Source organism: Nocardia sp. JCM 34519.1 (assembly GCF_020361265.1).
GTDB classification, from domain to species: Bacteria; Actinomycetota; Actinomycetes; order Mycobacteriales; family Mycobacteriaceae; genus Nocardia; species Nocardia arthritidis_A.
The window spans coordinates 20,465-39,384 of sequence record NZ_JAIRBR010000037.1; the positions used below are offsets into that span (position 1 = coordinate 20,465).

Here is an 18,920-nt window from a genome sequence, read left to right on the forward strand (position 1 = left end):
CCGATGGCACGGCGCCGCTGCCTGGGCAGAGTTGACGGCGTAACGATCACAACGATGAAAGCGGAGATCATGACCGTGCCAACCACCCATCGGCTCACCCGTTCGGCGGACGACAAATGGTTCGGCGGCGTATGCGGTGGCCTCGCCGAATACTTCGGCTGGAACTCGACTGTCGTGCGCTTGCTGTTCGTGCTCTCCTGCCTGTTGCCAGGACCACAGTTCGTGATCTACCTGGCCATGTGGCTGATCATCCCGAAGAAGTAGGGATACCCGGCTGCGCGCGGGACGCGTGGATGACAGGATGGAGCGATACCCCGCTTGCGCGCGGGATCCTCGCACCCACGAGTCCCGCTGAGGAGGAGCCATGATCACCTCGGGCGATTCCGACCATCTGCCCGACGTCGACGCGCACTCGTCGCTCGACAGCCTGGGCACGGTCGAACTGCACCACCCGACCCAGGACGTCACCGGTGACGGAATTCTCGATACCGTCACCGTCAACGACGACCACGGCACACATATCTGGACCAGCACCCACCAGGACGGCATCGCCGATCACGTCACGCTGATCGACAAATCCGGCGACTACGCCGCCTGGGAGTTCCACCGCCACCCCGACGGCACCGCCGAATGGGTACGCACCGATCAGGGCCACCTCAACAAATAAACCCGCCGGGACCGTCGCCGCGCCAACTACACTGGCGCGCAACGGCCCCCGAACACCCGCCGCTGCGAGGGGACGTCACGGCCGCAGGTTGCACTGATTCGCGCACCCCCGCGCGAATCAGTGGAACCTGCGGATACCGCTGCACGGTAGGGTGCCGCTTTGCGGGGATTCGATGGAACCGCGCGTCCGCCGCGTGCGTCGAACAAGTAGAGGCAGTGTTCGACGCGGATCCAAACAAAGCAGGGATGGAGGGGAGCGTGGCATGAGTGACCAGTCGCAGGCTGGCATGCTCGGCGTCAAGACGGGGGAGTTGGGCCGCCTGAGCACAGATATGACGGCGTCCGGGCAGGCTGTCCGGAATCGCGTCAAGGATGTCAGCGATAACACGTTCGGTCCCGGTGATGCCGGCGCCAACTATGCCGATCAGGGCAAGAAGATCCAACATGGGCTCGATACGATCGCGAACTGGCTTGCCGCATGGTCGGAGGCCACCCTCGCGACAGCAGACGTAGTCGGTGCCTCGGTGGTCAAGTACTCGAATACCGACAGCGAGAATTCGTTCCACATCGCGAAGATCGACCATAATGCTGCCAAGTCGTAGCGCGGGCTCGGAGACCGGCACACCCCCGCAGAGGAGTTGAGAAATGGTTTTCTCTGTACCCGCGTACACCTCCGTCAAGGAATACCTCGATATCGGGTCGCGCAGCCTTTTGTACTTCGAGTACTTCGAGCCCAGTTATCGGCGGGCGTTCGGTGGGTTGCCGACAAACATCCCGGCCTACGCGGACCTGCACAAACGCTTCTATGAGCAGAACGGATTGAACGAGGACAAGATCCGCAATGTCGCCGCGAAGCTGCAGGAGGTCTTGCAGGATGCCAACGCGCAGTTGGATGTGCAGCGGGGTCAGGTTCAGACAATGCAGTCATTGTGGCAGGGGCAGGCCGGTGCGAGCGGTGCCGACCTGCTGAACCGGCAGATTGCCCGCGCCGACACCGACGCCAAGGCCGCCGGCAGTGCTTGGAAGGCAATCGCGGCCGCGGGTGATGGACTGCGTTCCGCGGTGAAGCTCAAGGCGGAAGTAGTGCGCTACATTCTGCAAAATGGCGAGGAAATAAAGATCGCTGATAAGACTCCGGAAGACGTCTCGGACATCATTTCCGGAAAAAGTATTGCTTGGAGCAATGTCAGCGAGAATAGTTTGCTCAGCAAGCTTTGGCGGATATTTCCTGATTTGACGGGGGGTGTCGATGCTTGGGATGTCCGGACGGCTGGATTCATGATTGCGGATTCAAATTATGCGCACCGGGTCCAGGATCGCTGCAAACACTGGCTGGACAATGTTTTCAAACCGGACTACGCCAGTAAGGCGCAAAAGTTCATCGACGTCTGCAGCCTGACCGATACGGCGGTCAAGAATGTCTACACCCCGATTATTGATGCGCTGAGCCAAGTTTCGGACACGGCCTACCCTCGGCCGGCCGGTGTGGAGAAGCCGAAAGATACTGGCACTCCAGGTACGCCTGGTACGCCGGGGACCCCAGGTACGCCCGGGACACCTGGCACGCCCGGTACACCTGGCACGCCCGGTACTCCGGGCACTCCTGGCAACCCCACAAGCACCCCCGGCACTACCACCAACCCAACGACAACCAACCCGACATCCGTCGATGGTCTGGCCTCGCTGAGCCAGGTCGCGAAGGATCTGTCGTCGACGGTCTCCACGATCTCCTCGACCGTGACATCGGGCCTGTCCTCGCTGGGCACCACCATCACCAGTGGTGTCGAGAAAGCCATCGAGGAGATCCAGAAGGCGATCAACCCGACCGACAAGCAGACCGGTGACCCGAGCAAGGCCGACCCGGGCAAGGGGGACCCGACCAAAGACGCGGCCGATAAGAACAAGGGTGAGAAGCCGGTCGCGGAGTTCGATCTCGCGGGCAAGCATCTCAAGCTCGAAATGAAGGATGGCCAGCTGAAACTGGTCGAGTCCGCGGCCGACGGCAAGTCGCACGAATACACGCTGAAGCTCGACGAACACGGCATGCCGGTCATCACGACCGAGGAGAAGGACGCCAACACCGGCGCCGCTCCGCCGAAACCCGATGGCGCCCAGCCGAAGCCGGAAGATACCCAACACAAGCCGGACGGCGTTGCGCCCAAGCCGGACGGCACTCAGCCTTCGCCGCCCGTGGACCAGAACAAACCAGAGCCCAAAGCCCCGGCTGCCGAGGATCCCCAGAACAAGTCGCAGGTTCCAACGCCGTCCGTGCCGCCGACCAAAAAGGAAGAAGACGGCGAGCATCGCCCGAAAGTGCCTTCGGGTCAACAGGATGGACAGCCGAAGCCCTCCGACAGCGGGGCCGAATTGGCCGAGGCAGGTCCGCTGTGAGTTATCCGCGCAGCGGCGTCGCCGCAGTTGAGGTAGGGGAGTGGACGAGATGAACTACGCCGAGGAAGTCGAACGCGTCATAGCGGACCATCTTCACCGCGCGGCGATGCTCTTGGATGAATTCGAAGAAATCAACCGGCGGACGGCGAACAGCAACCGCGAGTTGGCCGAGCGTTCCGCGGCCGACATGCGCGAGTTCTGGGAAGAGCACGCCGAAGAGATCGAGAAGGCGAGAGCGGAGGCCGAAGAGAAGGAACGACAAGAGACCGAGGCGCGTGAGCAGCGCGAAGCGATCGCCCGCTCCATGGCTGCTCGCAGAGCCAAAGACACTGTGGCCCCAATCGATGACGAGGATGAGGAATCCGCCTATTACCGCCGCGACAGCTGGCTCGTCTGATAAACCGAGCCAGCACAACATCATTCGAGTGGCGGCGACACAGCGTCCGAGTTCGCCGTCCGCATGGAGCCCGGCTTTCGGCGCGGTGGGCACAGCATGACTGGGCCAAGAGTCGGCGAGGTGTTCGCCGGATATCGAATCGAAGGCGTTTTGGGCCGTGGGGGTATGGGCACCGTCTACCGCGCTCGGCATCCGCGACTACCTCGCCTGACAGCTTTGAAACTGCTGAATCCGGAGTACTTCGGCGACAAAGAGGTTCGGCAGCGATTCGAGCGTGAAGCGGATCTGGTCGCACAGCTCGAGCATCCGAATATCGTCACTGTTTATGATCGCGGCAATGTGGATCCTTACCTCTGGATCTCGATGCAGTATGTAGCGGGTACCGACGCCGCCTCCTTGGGTGCGACAGATCCCTTTCGCGCGGTCCGCATCATCGGCGAAGCCGGAGCAGCGCTCGACTATGCGCATCAGCGCGGTGTGCTTCACCGGGATGTGAAGCCTGCCAATATCCTGCTGGCCGATGACATCTCCGGTGCGCCCGAGCGAGTCTTCCTGGCTGACTTCGGAATCGCTCGCCTGCGTGACGAAACGAATGGCTTGACCGGTACTGGTGCGTTTACCGCGACTCTGGCCTATGCGGCGCCCGAACAACTTTCGGGAGCGCCATTGGATCAACGGTGTGATCAGTACTCGCTGGCTTGTTCGTTGTACGCGCTGCTCACCGGTAGCGCGCCATTCGTCGCGACCAATCCGGTAGCGGTGATCAACGCGCAAATGTACGAACCTCCGCCGCCATTGGCCGAACGGCGTGCCGGTCTGCCGACATCGCTCGATGTGGTGCTCGCCGGTGCGTTGTCCAAACGGGCGGACGACCGGTATCGGACCTGTGGTGAGTTCGCGGACGCCGCTTTGCACGCATTACAGGTCGGTACTCAACCGACACAGATCGCGTCTCACTCGGCTACCGCGGTGACTTTGCAGGACAGCCGAGCGTCGAGCCGTCCTGTGCTGCACCACCATTCGCCGACTGCAGAATACGGGCCGCCGAATCGCGTGCCGGTATCCCGACTCCATCGCCGGTGACCTCGTCTCAGCTCTCCGCACCACCGCGATCGCGCTTCTCGGGTTGGGCGACCCTGCTGGCTTTTGCTGCTCTTGTCCTGGTCGCCATCGTCGTCGGAGTGATGGGCTATCGCTCCTCCACAACTAGCGAGGTACAAGGGACCAAGGCGCCCCCGCCGTGGCCGTCTCGGGCGCAGGCGATCGTGGACTCCTTTCCTAAGCTGCTGCCGGCCGGTGATGACCTACTGGCACCAGGTTGGCGGAAGGCGACCTGCGTAGAAACATCTGGTGAGGGGTCACACGGCATCAACTGTCTCGGCCATGAAAGTGCGAACTTTCAGGTGGACGATTACGGGGCGCCGGAGGCGGTTCGACGGAAACTGGATTCAGTCGCATCGGAGACATACACGGGCGGCACTGCGAAGTCGGCCACTCAGCCGCACAGCGGATGCCCGACGGCCCCGCTCGTATTCATCTCCCCCGCTGGCTCACCCGCATCCGGTGTAGCGCAGGTGTATACGACGTTCCCGGATGATCCGGCCCGTTCCCGATACCTGATCGGGATCCAATGGTTCGGGCATTCTCCCGATGAGATCATCGCTGACTGGTGGACTAATGCTCCGCTATGCGGGTGAGCCGTTTGCGGCTGGCGCCGGCCGTTGTTCGAGCAGGCCGCCGCCGAGCAGTGCCGTCGGTCGGCACTGCTGCTGGACGAACTCGACGAGATCAATCGTCGCACCGAGGAGAATGGCTGCCAACTCGCCGAGCGCTCCGCCGCCGAAAACGGTGTCGCCGCCGGAACCAGGTGACTGCCCAGATCAGGTGGAGGGTGCCGAGGATGAGGAGTACGGCGACGCTGTCGGCGTTCGCGGCGAGTGAGTGTTCGGGTCCGAGGCGGGTAGCGGCGCGGTAGATCAGGGTGAGGTCGGCGGGCAGGGTGAAGGCGGCGAGCGCGGCCAGGCACAGGGCCGTTCCGAGGACCAGGACCGCACTGTAGGCGCGGACCGCACGGCGTTCGTGCGGCGGCAGTGCGAGGCTCGGATCCTCGTCATCGTTGCGCTGACGTAAGATTCGCTGCCGCAACCGTTTTGCGAGGTAGCGTGCGTAGGCTGCGCCGTCGCCGTACAGATCTCGGCATGCGGTGAGGTCCTGCAGCACGAAGTAGATGTCCGTGCGCATGAAGACCATGAACTGGAATGGCAAGGGCAGCAGGGCGATCACCACGGTCGCGGCCAGAATCCGGTGCGCGGCTTGGTCGGTGACCGCGGCCAGCAGGATCGCGACCGCGGCCACGGCGAGATTCACTGCCATACCGGCGAGATACGCGGTGAGCCGATGGCGTCGCGGGGCGAATTCGATTCCGCTGATGTCGGTTTCGGCCACCAGGAACTGCAGGCGGGTGCTCAGCGTGATCCTGGCGGGTACACCGGTAGCCCTTGCGACCACGAAATGCGCCAGCTCGTGGACGAATACGAGCGTCCAGCCGGCGGCGACACTCAGCGCGAGCACCGCGCTGCCCGCCGGACTCCAGAGCAGATCCCGGTAAGTCGGCAGCAGATCGGGCCGCGCCACGAGTGCGACCGCGGCCGCGCACATCAGGCATACGAACAGCGCGGGAAGGACCGGGCTCAGCGCGAATCGCACGTGCTCCGGACGTATTTCGGGAAATGACGCGGGCGGCGCGGCGGTGTCGGGGACGGGCCGACCGTCCACCTGGGCGATGAATCCGAGTTCCATCAGATCCCGGGCGAAGGAGAGTACGTCGAACTCCTGCCCCTCGGCATCGCTCAGTCGCGAGGTCGCCTGTTCGATGGTGTGGCCCGCGCGCAGCAGGTCCAGCGCCGATGCGCCGACCCGCGGGATCGCGACGAAGCGGCGGGTGTCGAATCTGCCGACCAACCACTCCTCACCTTCCTGGCGAGTTGCCAAGTCGCACAGGGTTATTCGGCTATCTGCTCGGATTGGTGCGGTCACCGGGCGTCACCGCACCCCGGACAACCGGGACGCGGCGGAATGCGTTCCGGGGCAGTCGCTTCGAGGTTCGCCAGGTTCACCTCGTATCGAGCTCCGGGTTCGAACGGCGGCGCACCGGTGAGTGCGGAGAGGGCGAAATGGGTGACCAGGTTGCCGGTAATACCCGCGGACACCGCGTTGACGGGGTGCCAAGGTAGTTGCGGTGCAAGACTTTCCACCGTCATTCCGGCAGGCATTCTGGTGTCGCCGGATTCGGCGTCGCTATCGTGCGCGCACTCCCAGCAGGCGTCGGGGCCGTACATACCGGCCGATGTGCGCGGGCCGTGGTAGCCACCGACCACCCACGGCAGATCGGCGGCCAGGCATTCGCGGTTGACCCATCTGCGAATATTGCGCGGCCGGTCGGCGCACAGTGCGAGCAGGTCGTATCCGGGCCGGATCAGCTCGGCGATATCGGACCGGCCGTCGACGCGGCGCTGCTCGCCGGTGACGAGCACCGTGGAGTTCAGCGCGCGCAGCCGATCCACCGCGGCTTCGACCTTGGGAGCGCCGATATCCTTCTCGCGGAACAGGATCTGCCGGTTGAGATTGGACAGGTCGACGGTGTCGAAGTCCACGCAGTGCAGGTGACCGATGCCGGAGGCGACGAGCCCCTGTGCGACAGTTCCACCGACACCGCCGATTCCGATCAGCAGCACCCGGGATCGGCTCAGCCGCAACTGCATATCCCACGCACTCGACCGCGGCGTGCGGTCGATCCAGCGCAGGAATGCGACACCGCGCGAATAACGCTCCGGTTCCGGCAGCTCCGGCGGAACCGGAGCGCCCGCGTCTTCCAGGAGTCCCGCGTCCGAAAGCTGTTGCAGCGCCTCGGTCACGGGCGCTCCCGGAGATCCGGACCGCACCGCCGCGACGATCTCGCCGGGCGATCTCGTCCCGTCGAGCGCATCGATCAAAGTTCGGACCCAGCCGTCCGGATCAGCGACTTCCACCCCGATACCGTGGATTGTCGCGCCGATTCTGATGTTTCCGTCGACCGTCACATACGCAACGAGTTCCGGCTTGATCCGCGGCCGCACCATATCCACGGCACGCATCGGGCTCGATGCGGCGCGACTACGAGTTGGACGAGCCGCTGTCCGACGTGGTCTCCTTCTTGTCCAGCGGACGGATGATGATCGCCGCGGGACGTTCGGTCGCGGGACGCTCGGCTACTTTGTCGGACTTCTTCGCGAACATGACAGAACTCCTCGATGTTGGCGTTGATACACAACCCGGCCAGCGTCATCCTGTCGGCATGCACCCGTCAAAGGGCTGTATTCCCATGGGCGAGACGGTGTTCGGCTTCAGAGCCGCCGTCCAGGTGTGCTGTTCTGGTCGATTGAGGGCGCGCGGTCCGTTTCATTCGCCTGCTCGTGCGCGAGACCGGCGAGTTGCCGACTCGACCGGCGGCATCAACCTCAGGGCGTATCTAGGCTCGTGCCTCGCATCGGTGCCGCTGACGGGCATGCATCCGACGGTGCCGAGCGGTCGTGAGGAAATCTGGAAACCCTTGGTGGTTAGCAGTTTTCGTGCGAGTGCCGCCGTGGCGGCCCTTGACATTTCTCAGGTCGGAGGCCTACGTTTGAGCCGGAATCGGAATCGGAATCGGATTCCGATTCTGATCTAGAAGGGAGTTCTGTTATGACTGCCAAGCGGTTTTGGTCGTTGCCGCGCGTCGTTGTCGGCGTGGTTCTGTTGAATACGCTGATTGGGCCGTTGTTGGCGGATCTGGTGATTCCGGATATCGCCAGGCGGCATCTGCATAATCCGAATTGGCCGCCGCATGCGAAGTTCCACGATGCGCAGTACATCGGGATGGGGGCGTTGCTCGGGACGATCGGGTTGCGAATCCTGCTGCGGCGCAAGGGGGATCAGCGGGCGCAGTTCTATTTGGCCGCGGCGCTCGGTTCGGTGACCTGGCTCGGGATGTGGGGTGCGCTGCTGTTTCCCGGTACCGCGGCGCAGGATCCCGAGTTCGCGGCCGACGCGCGCAAGGTGCTCGGCATTGATTTTCAGCTGTTCATCGCGCTGGTGATGTTGGTCGGGCTGTCGGCGGCGGTGACGGTGGAGCGCACCCGCGCGGTAACCTCCCGCTGACCATCGAACGACGGAGCAGGATGAATTCGACGCCGACCACCCGCAAACTCCGCACCGACGCCGCCCGCAACCGCGACCAAGTGCTTGCCGTAGCGGTCGAACTGTTCGCCGAGCGCGGCGACGCGGTGCAGATGGCGGATGTCGCGCGCGCCGCGGGTGTCGGGGTCGGCACCGTCTACCGGCATTTCCCGACCCGTCGCGCGCTGATCGAGGCGGTCGCACAACAGCGGTTCGCGGGCATCCTCGACCACGGACGCCGCATCAATCTGCCGAATACCGATACGCGGCAAGCGCTTTCGGATTTCCTCACACACGTCGCCGAGGTACACGAACGGGGCCGCGCGCTCTCACGCATCATCGCGTCGGCCCTCGGCGACAACCAGCCGCACGGCGAAACCCGTACCGCCCTCGCCGAATTCGGCGAGGAACTACTGAAACGCGGCCGCGCCGACGGCACCGTTCGCCGCGACGCCACAGTCGCCGATCTCTACATGATCGTCGGCGCCGTCGCCATGATCAGCCGCGACGCCATCGGCGATTGGCGTCGCTTCATCGAACTCGCGCTCGACGGCCTGCGCCCACGGCCGTGATGTCGTCGAGCTCGCACTCTATGGCTGAGACCACGGTCCGACGTTGTTCGGGTGCGACTCTTTCGTCGTTTCCCACAGTCGAGGGACCACCACGTTGCAAGTCGTGGAACCACCGACAGCTGTGCACATGTGGAACGAATGCCCGCTCGGCGGTGCGGGTTCACTCGGGCGGCGTCAATGAGTTCAATGCAGTGCGGTGCCCGCTCATCGCGCGAGGTTTGCGAGCGAGAGCACTAGATGGGCCGATTCCGGGTACCAGATATCGGAATGTGCGCCCGCCGGGCTGTGCCAGCGCCCTCGCCGGAAGCGCCAGCCGGAGTCGACATTGACTATGCGGCTGTCGAGTTCGGCGTGCCGATATCTCTCGGAGATGGGGTGCAATCGGGTTTCGATGATGTGGTCGACCGGCGATCGTGCTCCTACCTGCCCGATCCCCGGGGAACCTTCGGCCAGACGATGCCACAGACCGGTGGCACGATCTGCGCGCGAGTGTGTCAGGACGACGGGTCCGTTGATGGGTGCGTCGCTGAGTATCCGTACGAGCGGACCCGCGAAAATATCTGGGCGGGCGGCCATCTGGAAGATCAACAGGGTGTCGACCGTATAGGGATAGTTGGGATTCTCGCGATTCCAGGCAAGAGCCGGTGGTTTCCGGTCAGCGGCCGCTTGAACGGCCTCGACCAGAAACCTTCCCCCGAAGGAGTGCCCGACACAATGCAGGTATTGGCCGGTGCGGTTGCCCAGCGCGGGTGGGCTCCCAGGAAGTCGCCGTTCGGAATTCAGATACCCGAGCAGGTGGCCGAGAACTTGTCCCGCGTGTCCCCGGGTGGTCATCGCGTGCGCGCGATCGCGAATTCGCCGGTACCCCCGAGGGAACGGACTGCTCATGGACGGCCACCGGACGATCACGTAGTAGGCGCTCCAGACATCGACTTTGGGGTAGCCGTCACGCTGAGTGCGGTAGTGCTCCTCCACGAGCGTGAAGAACTGCCACGCTCGCCGCTGGGCCGAGTGGCGGGAATTTCGCCAGCCGTGGGTGAAGACGACGATATCGGTCGCGTCGTCCGGAACCACGACTCGACGGGCCAGTAGGTCGGGCACGGCCTCGGAACGGACAGGAGAACCGTCGCACGGATCGAGCAGATCACCGTTCTCGTTCAGGTCGAGGACCACTGAGTCCGTCATTGTCCGTTCGTCCGCCAGAGATGTATGTCGATTCCCCGGTACAGCGAGAACATCAGGCCGAGGGGGTTGTTGTACTTGTTGATCAACTCGCAGCTGAGGCGCCATACGATGTCACCCAATTTGGTCTCCGAGACCAGGAATTCAGCGAACAGCAGGCGCGCATAACTCACCGCCAGTACCGGCGGCAGGTCCAGTTGGGGCCCGATCAGGCAGCGCGCGCCCCCGTCGCGCAGCAGAGCTCGGCCCACAGTGGAGTAGAAGGTCGAGGCCAGCCGACCACCATTGCAAGCACCGAAGAATACGAATGGCCTGGTCGCCAGACTGCCGGTTTCCAACCAGGTCTCCACATCCCTGCCACGGATCCGTTCGTTGTGGTCCAGTTCGAAGTACGGCTTGCTGGTGGGGCCGGCGGGACCGGCAGCGAGCCCATGGCAGCAGAAGAAGACGATTTGGTCGGAGAGCATCGCGTCGTGGAATGCTCGCTCCAGCTCACTTTTTCGAGTGCGGATGACAACCGTCGCGCCGTGAGCGCGGAAGAGTTCGCTGATGAGGTCGACGTACACCCCCTTGCTTACGCCGAAGGAAGCCCTCGTGAAGTCGATATCGATGCGCGGATCCGCGCAGAGACCGACGGTGAGACCCGCCGCGGGTACGGCGATCCGCGAGTCGAAACCGGCCACATGGCTGAAGGTGTGCTCGATGAGGTGGCGGTAACCCCAGAACCCTTCGTAGGACCAGTGATCCTCGGTCGGTGGGTCGTGGCGGACGTCCGGCGGGGTGTAGAGCATCCCCCACGGGACGATGAGGCTCTCGGACTCGACGCTGATCACCTGCTGCCCGCATCGCAGCGCCCGGTCGAGTGCCGCGCGAAGTCGTTGCAGGCCTTTGTCTTCGCCTCGGAACAAGGTCCTATACGTGACGAAGCCGATATCGACGAGTTTGTACGCCAAGCCCTGCAACAGCTCCGGCCTTCTCGACTGATCCCACTGGTGTGAGAACGGAAAGACGGATGTCCGGTCCGGCTCCTGAACCTCCCGATGATCGAGGACAAGGCTTTTCCATTCCGATCGGAGATCCTCGATCAATGCGTCGGCTTCGAAGGAATTCATCTTTATCCGGCCCAGGTAACCGCCCGCGCCCTGTTCGGGGAACGCGGATCCCCAGAGTCGGACCAGATACTCGCCCGGTGCGATGTTCTCGCTGATCCACAGATGGACCGTCCTGGATCGGTCGTATTCCCGCTCGATGAATTCGTCGGAGCCAGTGACGAGTGCCGACAGTTCCCGCGTCACCGCACCATCTCCGCATCGCAGACGAGAACGCCCGACCGGACCTCGAGAACCGGCTGATTGTCGTGGTCCCGATAGAATCTGAAGATCAGTGGCAGCGAGCCGGAAAAGCTCGGAGTGACCGCGAACTCCACGGCAGTCGTCCGCCGGTCGGTTCCCATTCGCGTCAACCGTGTCACAGGGACAACCTCGCTCGCCTGGGCATCCAGCACGACCCGGAGCCGGATCGCCGCCGGGTCCGGTACCGCCTGTTCCGTCGTTTCCAGCCACACCGCGACCCGGAACTCCGCTCCCCGCCGAGCGGGTTCGTCGGAGCGGTACTCGACGTGCGCCTCGACCCCTTCGCGCGAATTATCTTGTCTACGAAAATCATTGGCCGCCGAATACGTGGAATCGTCATGTTGCGGGTCGGCCTGGACGACCGCTAGCCGGTCCGCTTCTTGCCGATCCGCGGGTAGTCCGGTGCGTTCGAACCGAAGCCGCAGAGCCGCGGCCAGGTCCTCCAGACGTTCGGCTTGCTCATCTGGATCCATATGGGCGGCTCGCCTCAGCAACGAGACGGCATCGTCGAGGTCGGTGAGCGATCCCCTGCACCGAGCCCTGATCGTCAGCGCCCGAGCAAGATTCGACAAGGCCACGGTGATGGCGGGATGGGCATCGTCCGAAGTGAACAGCACGTACCGGAACAGCTCGATCGCTTCGTCCAGATCGTATCTACCCTCGGCACTGTCGGGATCAGCCAGCAGCTTCCTGCCGCGGATTGTCATCCTGGCGCGGAGATGCTCAGCGGCACAGGGGAATTCACGAACTCGCAGTCGCCGGTAGAGGTCGACCGCTCGACGGAGGGCTGCGATCGGCGCGGCCTCGGTCGTATCCTCATGGCACTGCGCCGCCGACTCCAGAGCGCGTGCCAATTCGAGGCGATTCCCGATCGCCTCGGCGATCCGGGCGGCTTCCGCGAATTCCGATGCCGCCCGGTCGATTTCACCGGCACTCAGCAGACTCGTCCCGATCCCATTGTGCGCCTGGGCTTCTCCGAGCCGCTCCCCGAGTCCGCGATAGAGACCCAGCGCCCGCTCATTCAGGGCGGTGGCCTCACCGTAGTCTCCGGTCGAACAGATCACGGCGCCGAGGTTTTTCAGCACATCCGCTTCTCCGCAGTGGTCACCGAGCTCCAGATACAGGGTCAAGGCCTGACGGTGAAACTCAGTGGCTCCAGGGAAGTCGCCGCGCAGCCGACACACGACGCCGAGATTGTTGAGCGCGTCGGCCTCACCGTGGCGGTAGCCCAGTTCGCGATAGCGAGCGAGCGCGTCGCGATGAAACCCTTCGGCCTTCTCGTCGTCCCCGATCAGCCAGCGCACGATGCCGAGATTGTTGAGCGTGCTGGCCACTCCCAGTCGGTCGTCGATGCGGATGTTGAGGTCCAGCGCCTCCTGCAATAGTCCGTCGACCTTGTCGTAATCGCCGTCCAGGCGGCGGACGACGCCGAGGTCGGTGGCGGCGTTCGCCTCCCACCGGACGAAGGCGAGCTCGTCGAACAGGGTGAGCGCCTGCCGCAGCACATCACCGACCCGGCTGTAGTCACCGGCCACCCAGCGCACGATGCCGATATCGGTCAGCGCGTTGGCGACCCCGCGGGGATAGGGGACCTCACGGTAGAGTTCCAGGGCACGGACCTGCATATTATCGGCCTCGATGTAGTCCCAGGTCAGCCAGCGCACCACACCGAGATCATTGAGAGCGTTCGCCTCACCCAGCCGGTCACCGACGCGGTGGAATTGGTCCCTCGCCGCTTCGAGGAGTTCGACAGCCGGTCCATAGTCGTGGGTCAGTCGGCGTACGATGCCGAGGTTGTTGAGCGCGTTGGCTTCTCCGTGCCGGTCCCGCCGCTCGCGATAGAGGCCGCGAGCCTGCTCGAGCACCTCGGTCGCGCGGGTGTAGTTCCCGGTCAGCCAGTGCACGGCACCGAGATCCACCAGAGCGTCGGCCTCCGCGGCGGTGTCGTCGAGGCGTTGCGCGGTAACGGCCGCCCGCGCATGCAGTTGAACGGCAAGCGATGAGGGACCGTCCTGGTACAGGATCATCGCTAAAGCCGCTGTGAGGGCGATCATTCGGGCCGGGTCGCGGTCAATCGTGTACTCGAGCCAGGCCAGCAGGTTGTCGCGTTCCGCGCGCAGCCATTCCAGCGCGTTCTTCGGATTCTCGAATGTCCGGATCCGGATGCCGGTCCGCGGGACGAAAACCGAATTATCGCCGGGAGGCACGTACCGTGCCAGTAGCCGATCAGCGTTGGCAGCGCTGTACTGGTAATAGTCCAGCAGTCGTTCGACGGCGCTGTCGTCGTCGAACGACTCGTCTCGGCGCAGATACTCGAGTAACTGATCGTGCAACCGAAACCGCTTCTCTCCGGTCTGCTCGAGCAGGTGCTCGGTACACAGTGCGACGAGTTCGCCTCTGGCCGTGGACAGGTCGAGCTCACCGAGCGCGGCGGCGGCATAGGCGTCGAAGTCCGCGCCTCGGTTCAGGCTCAGGCGACGATACAGCCGTCGGCGCGCGGCGGGCAGATCGTCATAGGACAGCTTGAACACCGCGTAGGAGGCACGATCGCTGATATCCACTCCGGCCAGTCGATCCGCAGCCGCGGTCAGTTCACCGGCCTGACCTGAGAGGCTTCGACCACGCGCGACCCGGCCCGCCGACACCTTGATCGCCAACGGCAGGAATCCACAGGAGCGCACGATCGTATCGACCGCACGGGTATCCCGCGAATTGGCGGGCCGTCGATGGCTGAAGTGGTTGAGTAATCGCACTGCGGAACCCCGCCCCAATTGCTTCAACTCGAGGCTGACGGCATCACCCGGCTCGAACAGCGGTCGGCGGCTTGTCACCAGCGTCAGGCACGTCTCGTTTCCAGGGAGCAGGGGCGCGATGGAGGCGAGGTCCTCGGCGTCGTCCAGGATGAGCAGTATTCGCTTGCGCGCCGATCGTTCTCGCCACCGGACTCGGCAACCGTCCTCGGTGTCGGGCAGACACCGAGGGGCGATACCCATACGGACCAGTAATGACGCCAAGACATCCAAGGCAGCGGCGGCGGGCTGGCCCGGGGTGTGGGAATGCAGCCGGACGAAGAACTGACCGTCGGGAAACCTCGATGCCAGCTGGTGGGCCGCGGACGTGGCCAGCGCCGTCTTCCCCGACCCGCCGTGCTCGTTGTAGATCGACACCACCTGGCCAGGTTTCGCGGTCAGGATCTGCCGCAGTTCCTCATCCCGGCCGAACAGCTCGACTGTGTCCGGGAGCAACAGCGGCATGGCCGTCACTGCGGCGCTCCATGACGAGAGCACGCCATCGCGTGATTACCCCTTGCGAATTATCTGTCGGCGGCCTCGGTTCGACGAACATTCAGAGTACGTTCCGTAGGTCTCAACCGATACAGCAATCCAGCCCCCTTGCTGATGACAGCACTACTGCCAAACACCTTGCCGGAAAAGATCATTCGCCAAGTCATCGATTGAAATCGATATGGACGGTCGAGTTGCGCCGCATCTTTGGCGAATTCGCGTTCGCACAGGAACCGCTGCCGCGCGACTCAGCGAGCGAGCGGACCTGTGGACGGCGAAGATTTCACACCACGCCTGGAACGACTACTCGCAGCCGCGTCCGCGGCTTGGCCACGACGAAACCGCTCAGTAAACCCACAGCCGAATCGACTGCACCACAGACGATTTCGCCGCAGATACGCCACCCGCTATTCGGCACCCTGGATGTGCTCCCGGCAGGGCTTGAACCTGCGACCGTCACTGTATAAGAGTGCTGCTCTGACCGGCTGAGCTACGGGAGCTTAGGTGGCCCGGGCGATGCGAATTGTCGCATCGATTCGGTTGTGGCGCTGAGGTTTTCCTCGGCCGGTGTAGCCCGCTCGGTAAACGGAGTCAGCGGCGCAGTAGCGAAACCACTTGCAGCGGTGAGATTTTCGGCTTCTCCTCCTCGCGCGGGGCGGTCGGGTCCACCACCGTCGTGTGCGGGATGATCGCGTTCGGGTCGGCGAAGGCCGCGTATGTTTTGTCCCGCGCCAGCTTGTGCAGCAGGTAGCCGGTGAGCAGCGCACGTGTGGTGCGCGCGGTCTTGGCCTCGTGCTTGCCCGCGCCGAGTGCGGCGAGTGCCCGCCTGCCCTCGGTGATTCCGTTGTGCGAGGCGTTGTCGATGGTGCGCAGCACCGATGGACCGCCCCAGGCGGCGGCCAGAGGTATCGCGTTCGAGCTCACCGATTCGATATCGGTGGCGCCGGCCAGGATCAGCGCCGGAATATCGATATCCGGCGCGAGGGTCTCGGCGGACGGCGCGGTCGGCGCCGGGAACAGCGCGGCCACCGCGGCCACCGGGCGCTGCGCGGCCGCGATCACCGCGGCGCCCGCGCCCATGGCGTGTCCGGCCAGCGCGAGTCGCTCGGGATGCACGCTGACCGAGCCGTCGCCGAGCCGCACGCCCGCGCAGATATCGAGGGTGGTGAGCAAGTCGGTGGCCAGGCCGAGATGTGACGGAATCGGCCCGCGCTCGGTGTCCGGGGCCGCGGCGACAATGCCCCACGACGCTAGATGTTCCAGGGTGCCGCGATAGTTGGCCGCGCCGGTCAGCCAGCCGTGGCCGAAGGCGACCGCGGGCAGATTCAACCCGGACTCCGGGGTGAACACAACGCCGGGCTGCCCCGCGATGCCGAGGTTGCCGCGCAGGACGCGGTGCGGACCCCGGCTGGTCAGGGTGCTCAGTAGCGATTTCACAGACGCCGACACGACGTGAACGTTATCCGATAAGTAGTGTGGTGAGCCATGTGCGGAATCGTTGGCTACGTCGGGTATCGGGACGCGCTCGGCGTTGTCGTTGACGCGTTGCGCCGCATGGAATATCGCGGCTACGACTCCGCGGGTGTGGCGATCCTGGACGGCGCGGGTGGTCTCGCGGTGGAACGCAAGGCGGGCCGACTGGCCAATTTGGAGGCGGAGCTGGGCGAAACCGGCACCGATCACTTCGCGGGCACCACCGGTATGGGACACACCCGCTGGGCGACGCACGGCGCGCCCACCGACCGCAACGCCCACCCGCACCGCGACGTGACCGGCAAGGTCGCCGTGGTGCACAACGGCATCATCGAGAATTTCGCCCCGCTGCGGCGCGAGCTGGAGGAGGCCGGGGTCGAGCTGCGCAGCGACACCGACACCGAGGTCGCGGTGCACCTGGTGGCCCGCGCCTACGCCGCGGGCCCGACCGCGGGCGATTTCGCGGCGAGCGCGCTGGCCGTGCTGCGTCGGCTGGAGGGCGCGTTCACGCTGGTCTTCACCCATGCCGACCATCCGGACATGATCGTCGCGGCGCGCCGGTCCACCCCGCTGGTGGTCGGCGTCGGCAAGGGCGAGATGTTCATCGCCTCCGATGTCACCGCGTTCATCGAGCACACCCGCGAGGCGGTCGAGCTGGGCCAGGATCAGGCCGTGGTGATCACCGCGGACACCTACCGGGTGACCGACTTCGCCGGGAATACCGATGGCGTGCGCACCAGGCCGTTCACCATCAACTGGGATATGGCCGCCGCCGAGAAGGGCGGTCACGACTACTTCATGCTGAAGGAGATCGAGGAGCAGCCGCGCGCCATCGCCGACACCCTGATCGGGCACTTCAGCCACGATCAGAACGGCGGTCGGATCGTGCTGGACGAGCAGCGCCTGGCCGATCAGGAGCTGCGCGAGGTCGACAAGGTTTTCGTCGTCGCGTGCGGCACCGCGTACCACTCGGGCCTGCTCGCCAAATACGCGATCGAGCACTGGACCAGGCTGCCTGTCGAGGTGGAGCTGGCCAGCGAATTCCGTTACCGCGACCCGGTTCTGGATCGGTCGACCCTGGTGGTGGCCATCTCGCAGTCGGGCGAGACCGCCGACACGCTGGAGGCGGTGCGCCACGCCAAAGAGCAGAAGGCCAGGGTGCTCGCGATCTGCAACACCAACGGCGCGCAGATCCCGCGCGAATCCGATGCCGTGCTCTACACCCGCACCGGCCCGGAGATCGGTGTCGCCGCGACCAAGACCTTCCTGGCGCAGGTGGCCGCGAACTATCTGGTCGGCCTCGCGCTCGCGCAGGCGCGCGGCACCAAGTACCCGGACGAGGTGGCGCGCGAATTCGCCGAACTCGAGGCGATGCCCAGGCTGGTCGAGCAGGTTTTGGCGACCCACGAGCAGGTGAAGGCGGTGGCGCGCAAGTTCGCGCACGCGCCGACGGTGCTGTTCCTCGGTCGCCACGTCGGCTATCCGGTCGCGCTCGAAGGCGCCTTGAAGCTCAAGGAACTCGCCTACATGCACGCCGAGGGCTTCGCCGCGGGCGAGCTCAAGCACGGCCCGATCGCGCTGATCGAGGAGGGCCTGCCGGTGATCGTGGTGATGCCGTCGCCGAAGGGGCGCGCGGTGCTGCATTCGAAGCTGCTGAGCAATATTCGCGAGATCCAGGCGCGCGGCGCGCACACCATCGTCATTGCCGAGGAGGGCGACGACACGGTCCGGCCGTTCGCCGACGACCTGATCGAAATCCCTTCGGCGCCAACGTTGTTCCAGCCGCTGCTGTCGACGGTCCCGCTGCAGATCTTCGCCGCGGAGGTCGCGCAGGCGCGCGGCTACGACGTGGACAAACCGCGCAATCTGGCGAAGTCGGTAACTGTCGAATAAGACTGTCCCGCAACGGATATCGTCCCGGGTATGCGCTGCGCACAACCATGGGACCTGTTGCGGCTCGACCAGGCGTTGCGGGCCAGTTGGTCCGCCGACACCTGCTCGCCGGATGATCTGGAGCGGTCGGGCTGGGATCCGGCCAATCCGGCACTAGGGCACTGTGACATTACGGCGTTGCTGGTCAACGACCTTTTCGGCGGTGAGCTCGTGGTTGGCGAGGTTTATCTGAGCGGGGTGCAGCGCGGCTTCCACTGGTGGAACCGGCTGCCCAGCGGAATCGAATTCGACCTGACGCGCGAGCAGTTCCGGCTCGGCGAGATCGTCAAGGGGGCTGACGCCGTCGAGCGCCCGAAGGGGCCGACCCGGCACCGCTGGGCGGAGTATCTGCGGCTGCGTCAGCGAGTGAGCAAGCATTTGGGCCCGCTGCCCGAACCCATCTAGTGTTCTGCGCCTGAAATTCGTTGCCTAATTATAGGATTCGGCGGTGGTGAGGACTGGTAGGCCGAGGTCGGGT

At 64.6% G+C, this 18,920-nt stretch carries 17 protein-coding genes and 1 tRNA gene; 10 read left to right on the forward strand and 8 right to left on the reverse strand.

The window, feature by feature from the left end; genetic code table 11:
* The first annotated feature begins 69 nt into the window (after positions 1-69).
* From LGY53_RS42460 to LGY53_RS42485, 6 genes are all read left to right on the forward strand, one after another.
* Positions 70-264: a PspC domain-containing protein gene (locus tag LGY53_RS42460; protein WP_225732352.1), complete on the forward strand. Its 195-nt coding sequence runs from the start codon at positions 70-72 to the stop codon at positions 262-264.
* Between the two features lie 100 nt (positions 265-364).
* Positions 365-667, forward strand: a complete 303-nt coding sequence (locus tag LGY53_RS42465) for a DUF6802 family protein (RefSeq protein ID WP_225732339.1) — start codon at positions 365-367, stop codon at positions 665-667.
* Between the two features lie 262 nt (positions 668-929).
* Entirely contained in the window at positions 930-1,268 is a 339-nt protein-coding gene (locus LGY53_RS42470) for a hypothetical protein (RefSeq protein WP_225732340.1), read from the forward strand.
* A 43-nt stretch (positions 1,269-1,311) separates the two neighbouring features.
* Positions 1,312-3,057, forward strand: coding sequence for a WXG100 family type VII secretion target (locus tag LGY53_RS42475; RefSeq protein WP_225732341.1), 1,746 nt, complete (start codon positions 1,312-1,314; stop codon positions 3,055-3,057).
* 40 nt (positions 3,058-3,097) lie between these two features.
* Complete coding sequence (locus LGY53_RS42480) at positions 3,098-3,454, forward strand: hypothetical protein (RefSeq protein WP_225732342.1); 357 nt, start codon at positions 3,098-3,100, stop codon at positions 3,452-3,454.
* A gap of 96 nt (positions 3,455-3,550) precedes the next feature.
* Positions 3,551-4,537, forward strand: a complete 987-nt coding sequence (locus LGY53_RS42485; protein ID WP_225732353.1) for a serine/threonine-protein kinase — start codon at positions 3,551-3,553, stop codon at positions 4,535-4,537.
* Between the two features lie 705 nt (positions 4,538-5,242).
* On the opposite strand, the gene LGY53_RS42490 is transcribed toward LGY53_RS42485, so the two are convergent.
* The 3 genes from LGY53_RS42490 to LGY53_RS43915 are packed head-to-tail and all read right to left on the reverse strand — an operon-like array spanning position 5,243 to position 7,729.
* Positions 5,243-6,445: a site-2 protease family protein gene (locus LGY53_RS42490; protein WP_225732343.1), complete on the reverse strand. Its 1,203-nt coding sequence runs from the start codon at positions 6,443-6,445 to the stop codon at positions 5,243-5,245.
* Positions 6,446-6,486: 41 nt separating this feature from the next.
* Positions 6,487-7,587, reverse strand: coding sequence for a ThiF family adenylyltransferase (locus LGY53_RS42495; protein WP_225732344.1), 1,101 nt, complete (start codon positions 7,585-7,587; stop codon positions 6,487-6,489).
* Positions 7,588-7,606: 19 nt separating this feature from the next.
* A complete protein-coding gene (locus tag LGY53_RS43915; RefSeq protein WP_255665173.1) occupies positions 7,607-7,729 on the reverse strand; it encodes a hypothetical protein in 123 nt (40 codons plus the stop codon).
* A gap of 444 nt (positions 7,730-8,173) precedes the next feature.
* Between LGY53_RS43915 and LGY53_RS42500 the strand changes: the two genes are divergently transcribed.
* Both LGY53_RS42500 and LGY53_RS42505 read left to right on the forward strand, forming a co-directional pair.
* The gene (locus tag LGY53_RS42500) at positions 8,174-8,629 is read left to right on the forward strand and encodes a DUF6640 family protein (RefSeq protein ID WP_225732345.1); all 456 of its coding nucleotides are present in this window, start codon (positions 8,174-8,176) and stop codon (positions 8,627-8,629) included.
* Positions 8,630-8,649: 20 nt separating this feature from the next.
* On the forward strand, positions 8,650-9,219 hold the full coding sequence (locus LGY53_RS42505; protein ID WP_225732346.1) for a TetR/AcrR family transcriptional regulator: 570 nt from the start codon (positions 8,650-8,652) through the stop codon (positions 9,217-9,219).
* A 204-nt stretch (positions 9,220-9,423) separates the two neighbouring features.
* Here the strand turns inward: LGY53_RS42505 and LGY53_RS42510 are convergent, their stop codons facing one another.
* The 5 genes from LGY53_RS42510 to LGY53_RS42530 form a co-directional block, all read right to left on the reverse strand.
* Positions 9,424-10,404, reverse strand: coding sequence for a hypothetical protein (locus LGY53_RS42510; RefSeq protein WP_225732347.1), 981 nt, complete (start codon positions 10,402-10,404; stop codon positions 9,424-9,426).
* A complete protein-coding gene (locus tag LGY53_RS42515) occupies positions 10,401-11,696 on the reverse strand; it encodes a hypothetical protein (RefSeq protein ID WP_225732348.1) in 1,296 nt (431 codons plus the stop codon). The genes LGY53_RS42510 and LGY53_RS42515 overlap by 4 nt, the downstream gene beginning before the upstream one ends.
* Positions 11,693-15,007 carry a tetratricopeptide repeat protein gene (locus LGY53_RS42520; RefSeq protein WP_225732354.1) on the reverse strand — a complete coding sequence of 1,105 codons (3,315 nt, stop codon included), beginning with the start codon at positions 15,005-15,007 and terminating at the stop codon, positions 11,693-11,695. Before LGY53_RS42520 ends, LGY53_RS42515 begins: the two co-directional genes overlap by 4 nt.
* Before the next feature lie 456 nt (positions 15,008-15,463).
* Positions 15,464-15,537: transfer RNA gene (locus LGY53_RS42525), tRNA-Ile, on the reverse strand.
* A gap of 91 nt (positions 15,538-15,628) precedes the next feature.
* Positions 15,629-16,486, reverse strand: coding sequence for a dienelactone hydrolase family protein (locus tag LGY53_RS42530; protein WP_225732349.1), 858 nt, complete (start codon positions 16,484-16,486; stop codon positions 15,629-15,631).
* Between the two features lie 36 nt (positions 16,487-16,522).
* Here LGY53_RS42530 and glmS point away from each other — a divergent pair, with 36 nt between their 5' ends.
* Together glmS and LGY53_RS42540 are read left to right on the forward strand one after the other, a co-directional pair.
* Positions 16,523-18,403: a glutamine--fructose-6-phosphate transaminase (isomerizing) gene (gene glmS, locus LGY53_RS42535; protein WP_225732350.1), complete on the forward strand. Its 1,881-nt coding sequence runs from the start codon at positions 16,523-16,525 to the stop codon at positions 18,401-18,403.
* A 30-nt stretch (positions 18,404-18,433) separates the two neighbouring features.
* Complete coding sequence (locus tag LGY53_RS42540; RefSeq protein WP_225732351.1) at positions 18,434-18,847, forward strand: hypothetical protein; 414 nt, start codon at positions 18,434-18,436, stop codon at positions 18,845-18,847.
* Positions 18,848-18,920 lie beyond the last annotated feature (73 nt).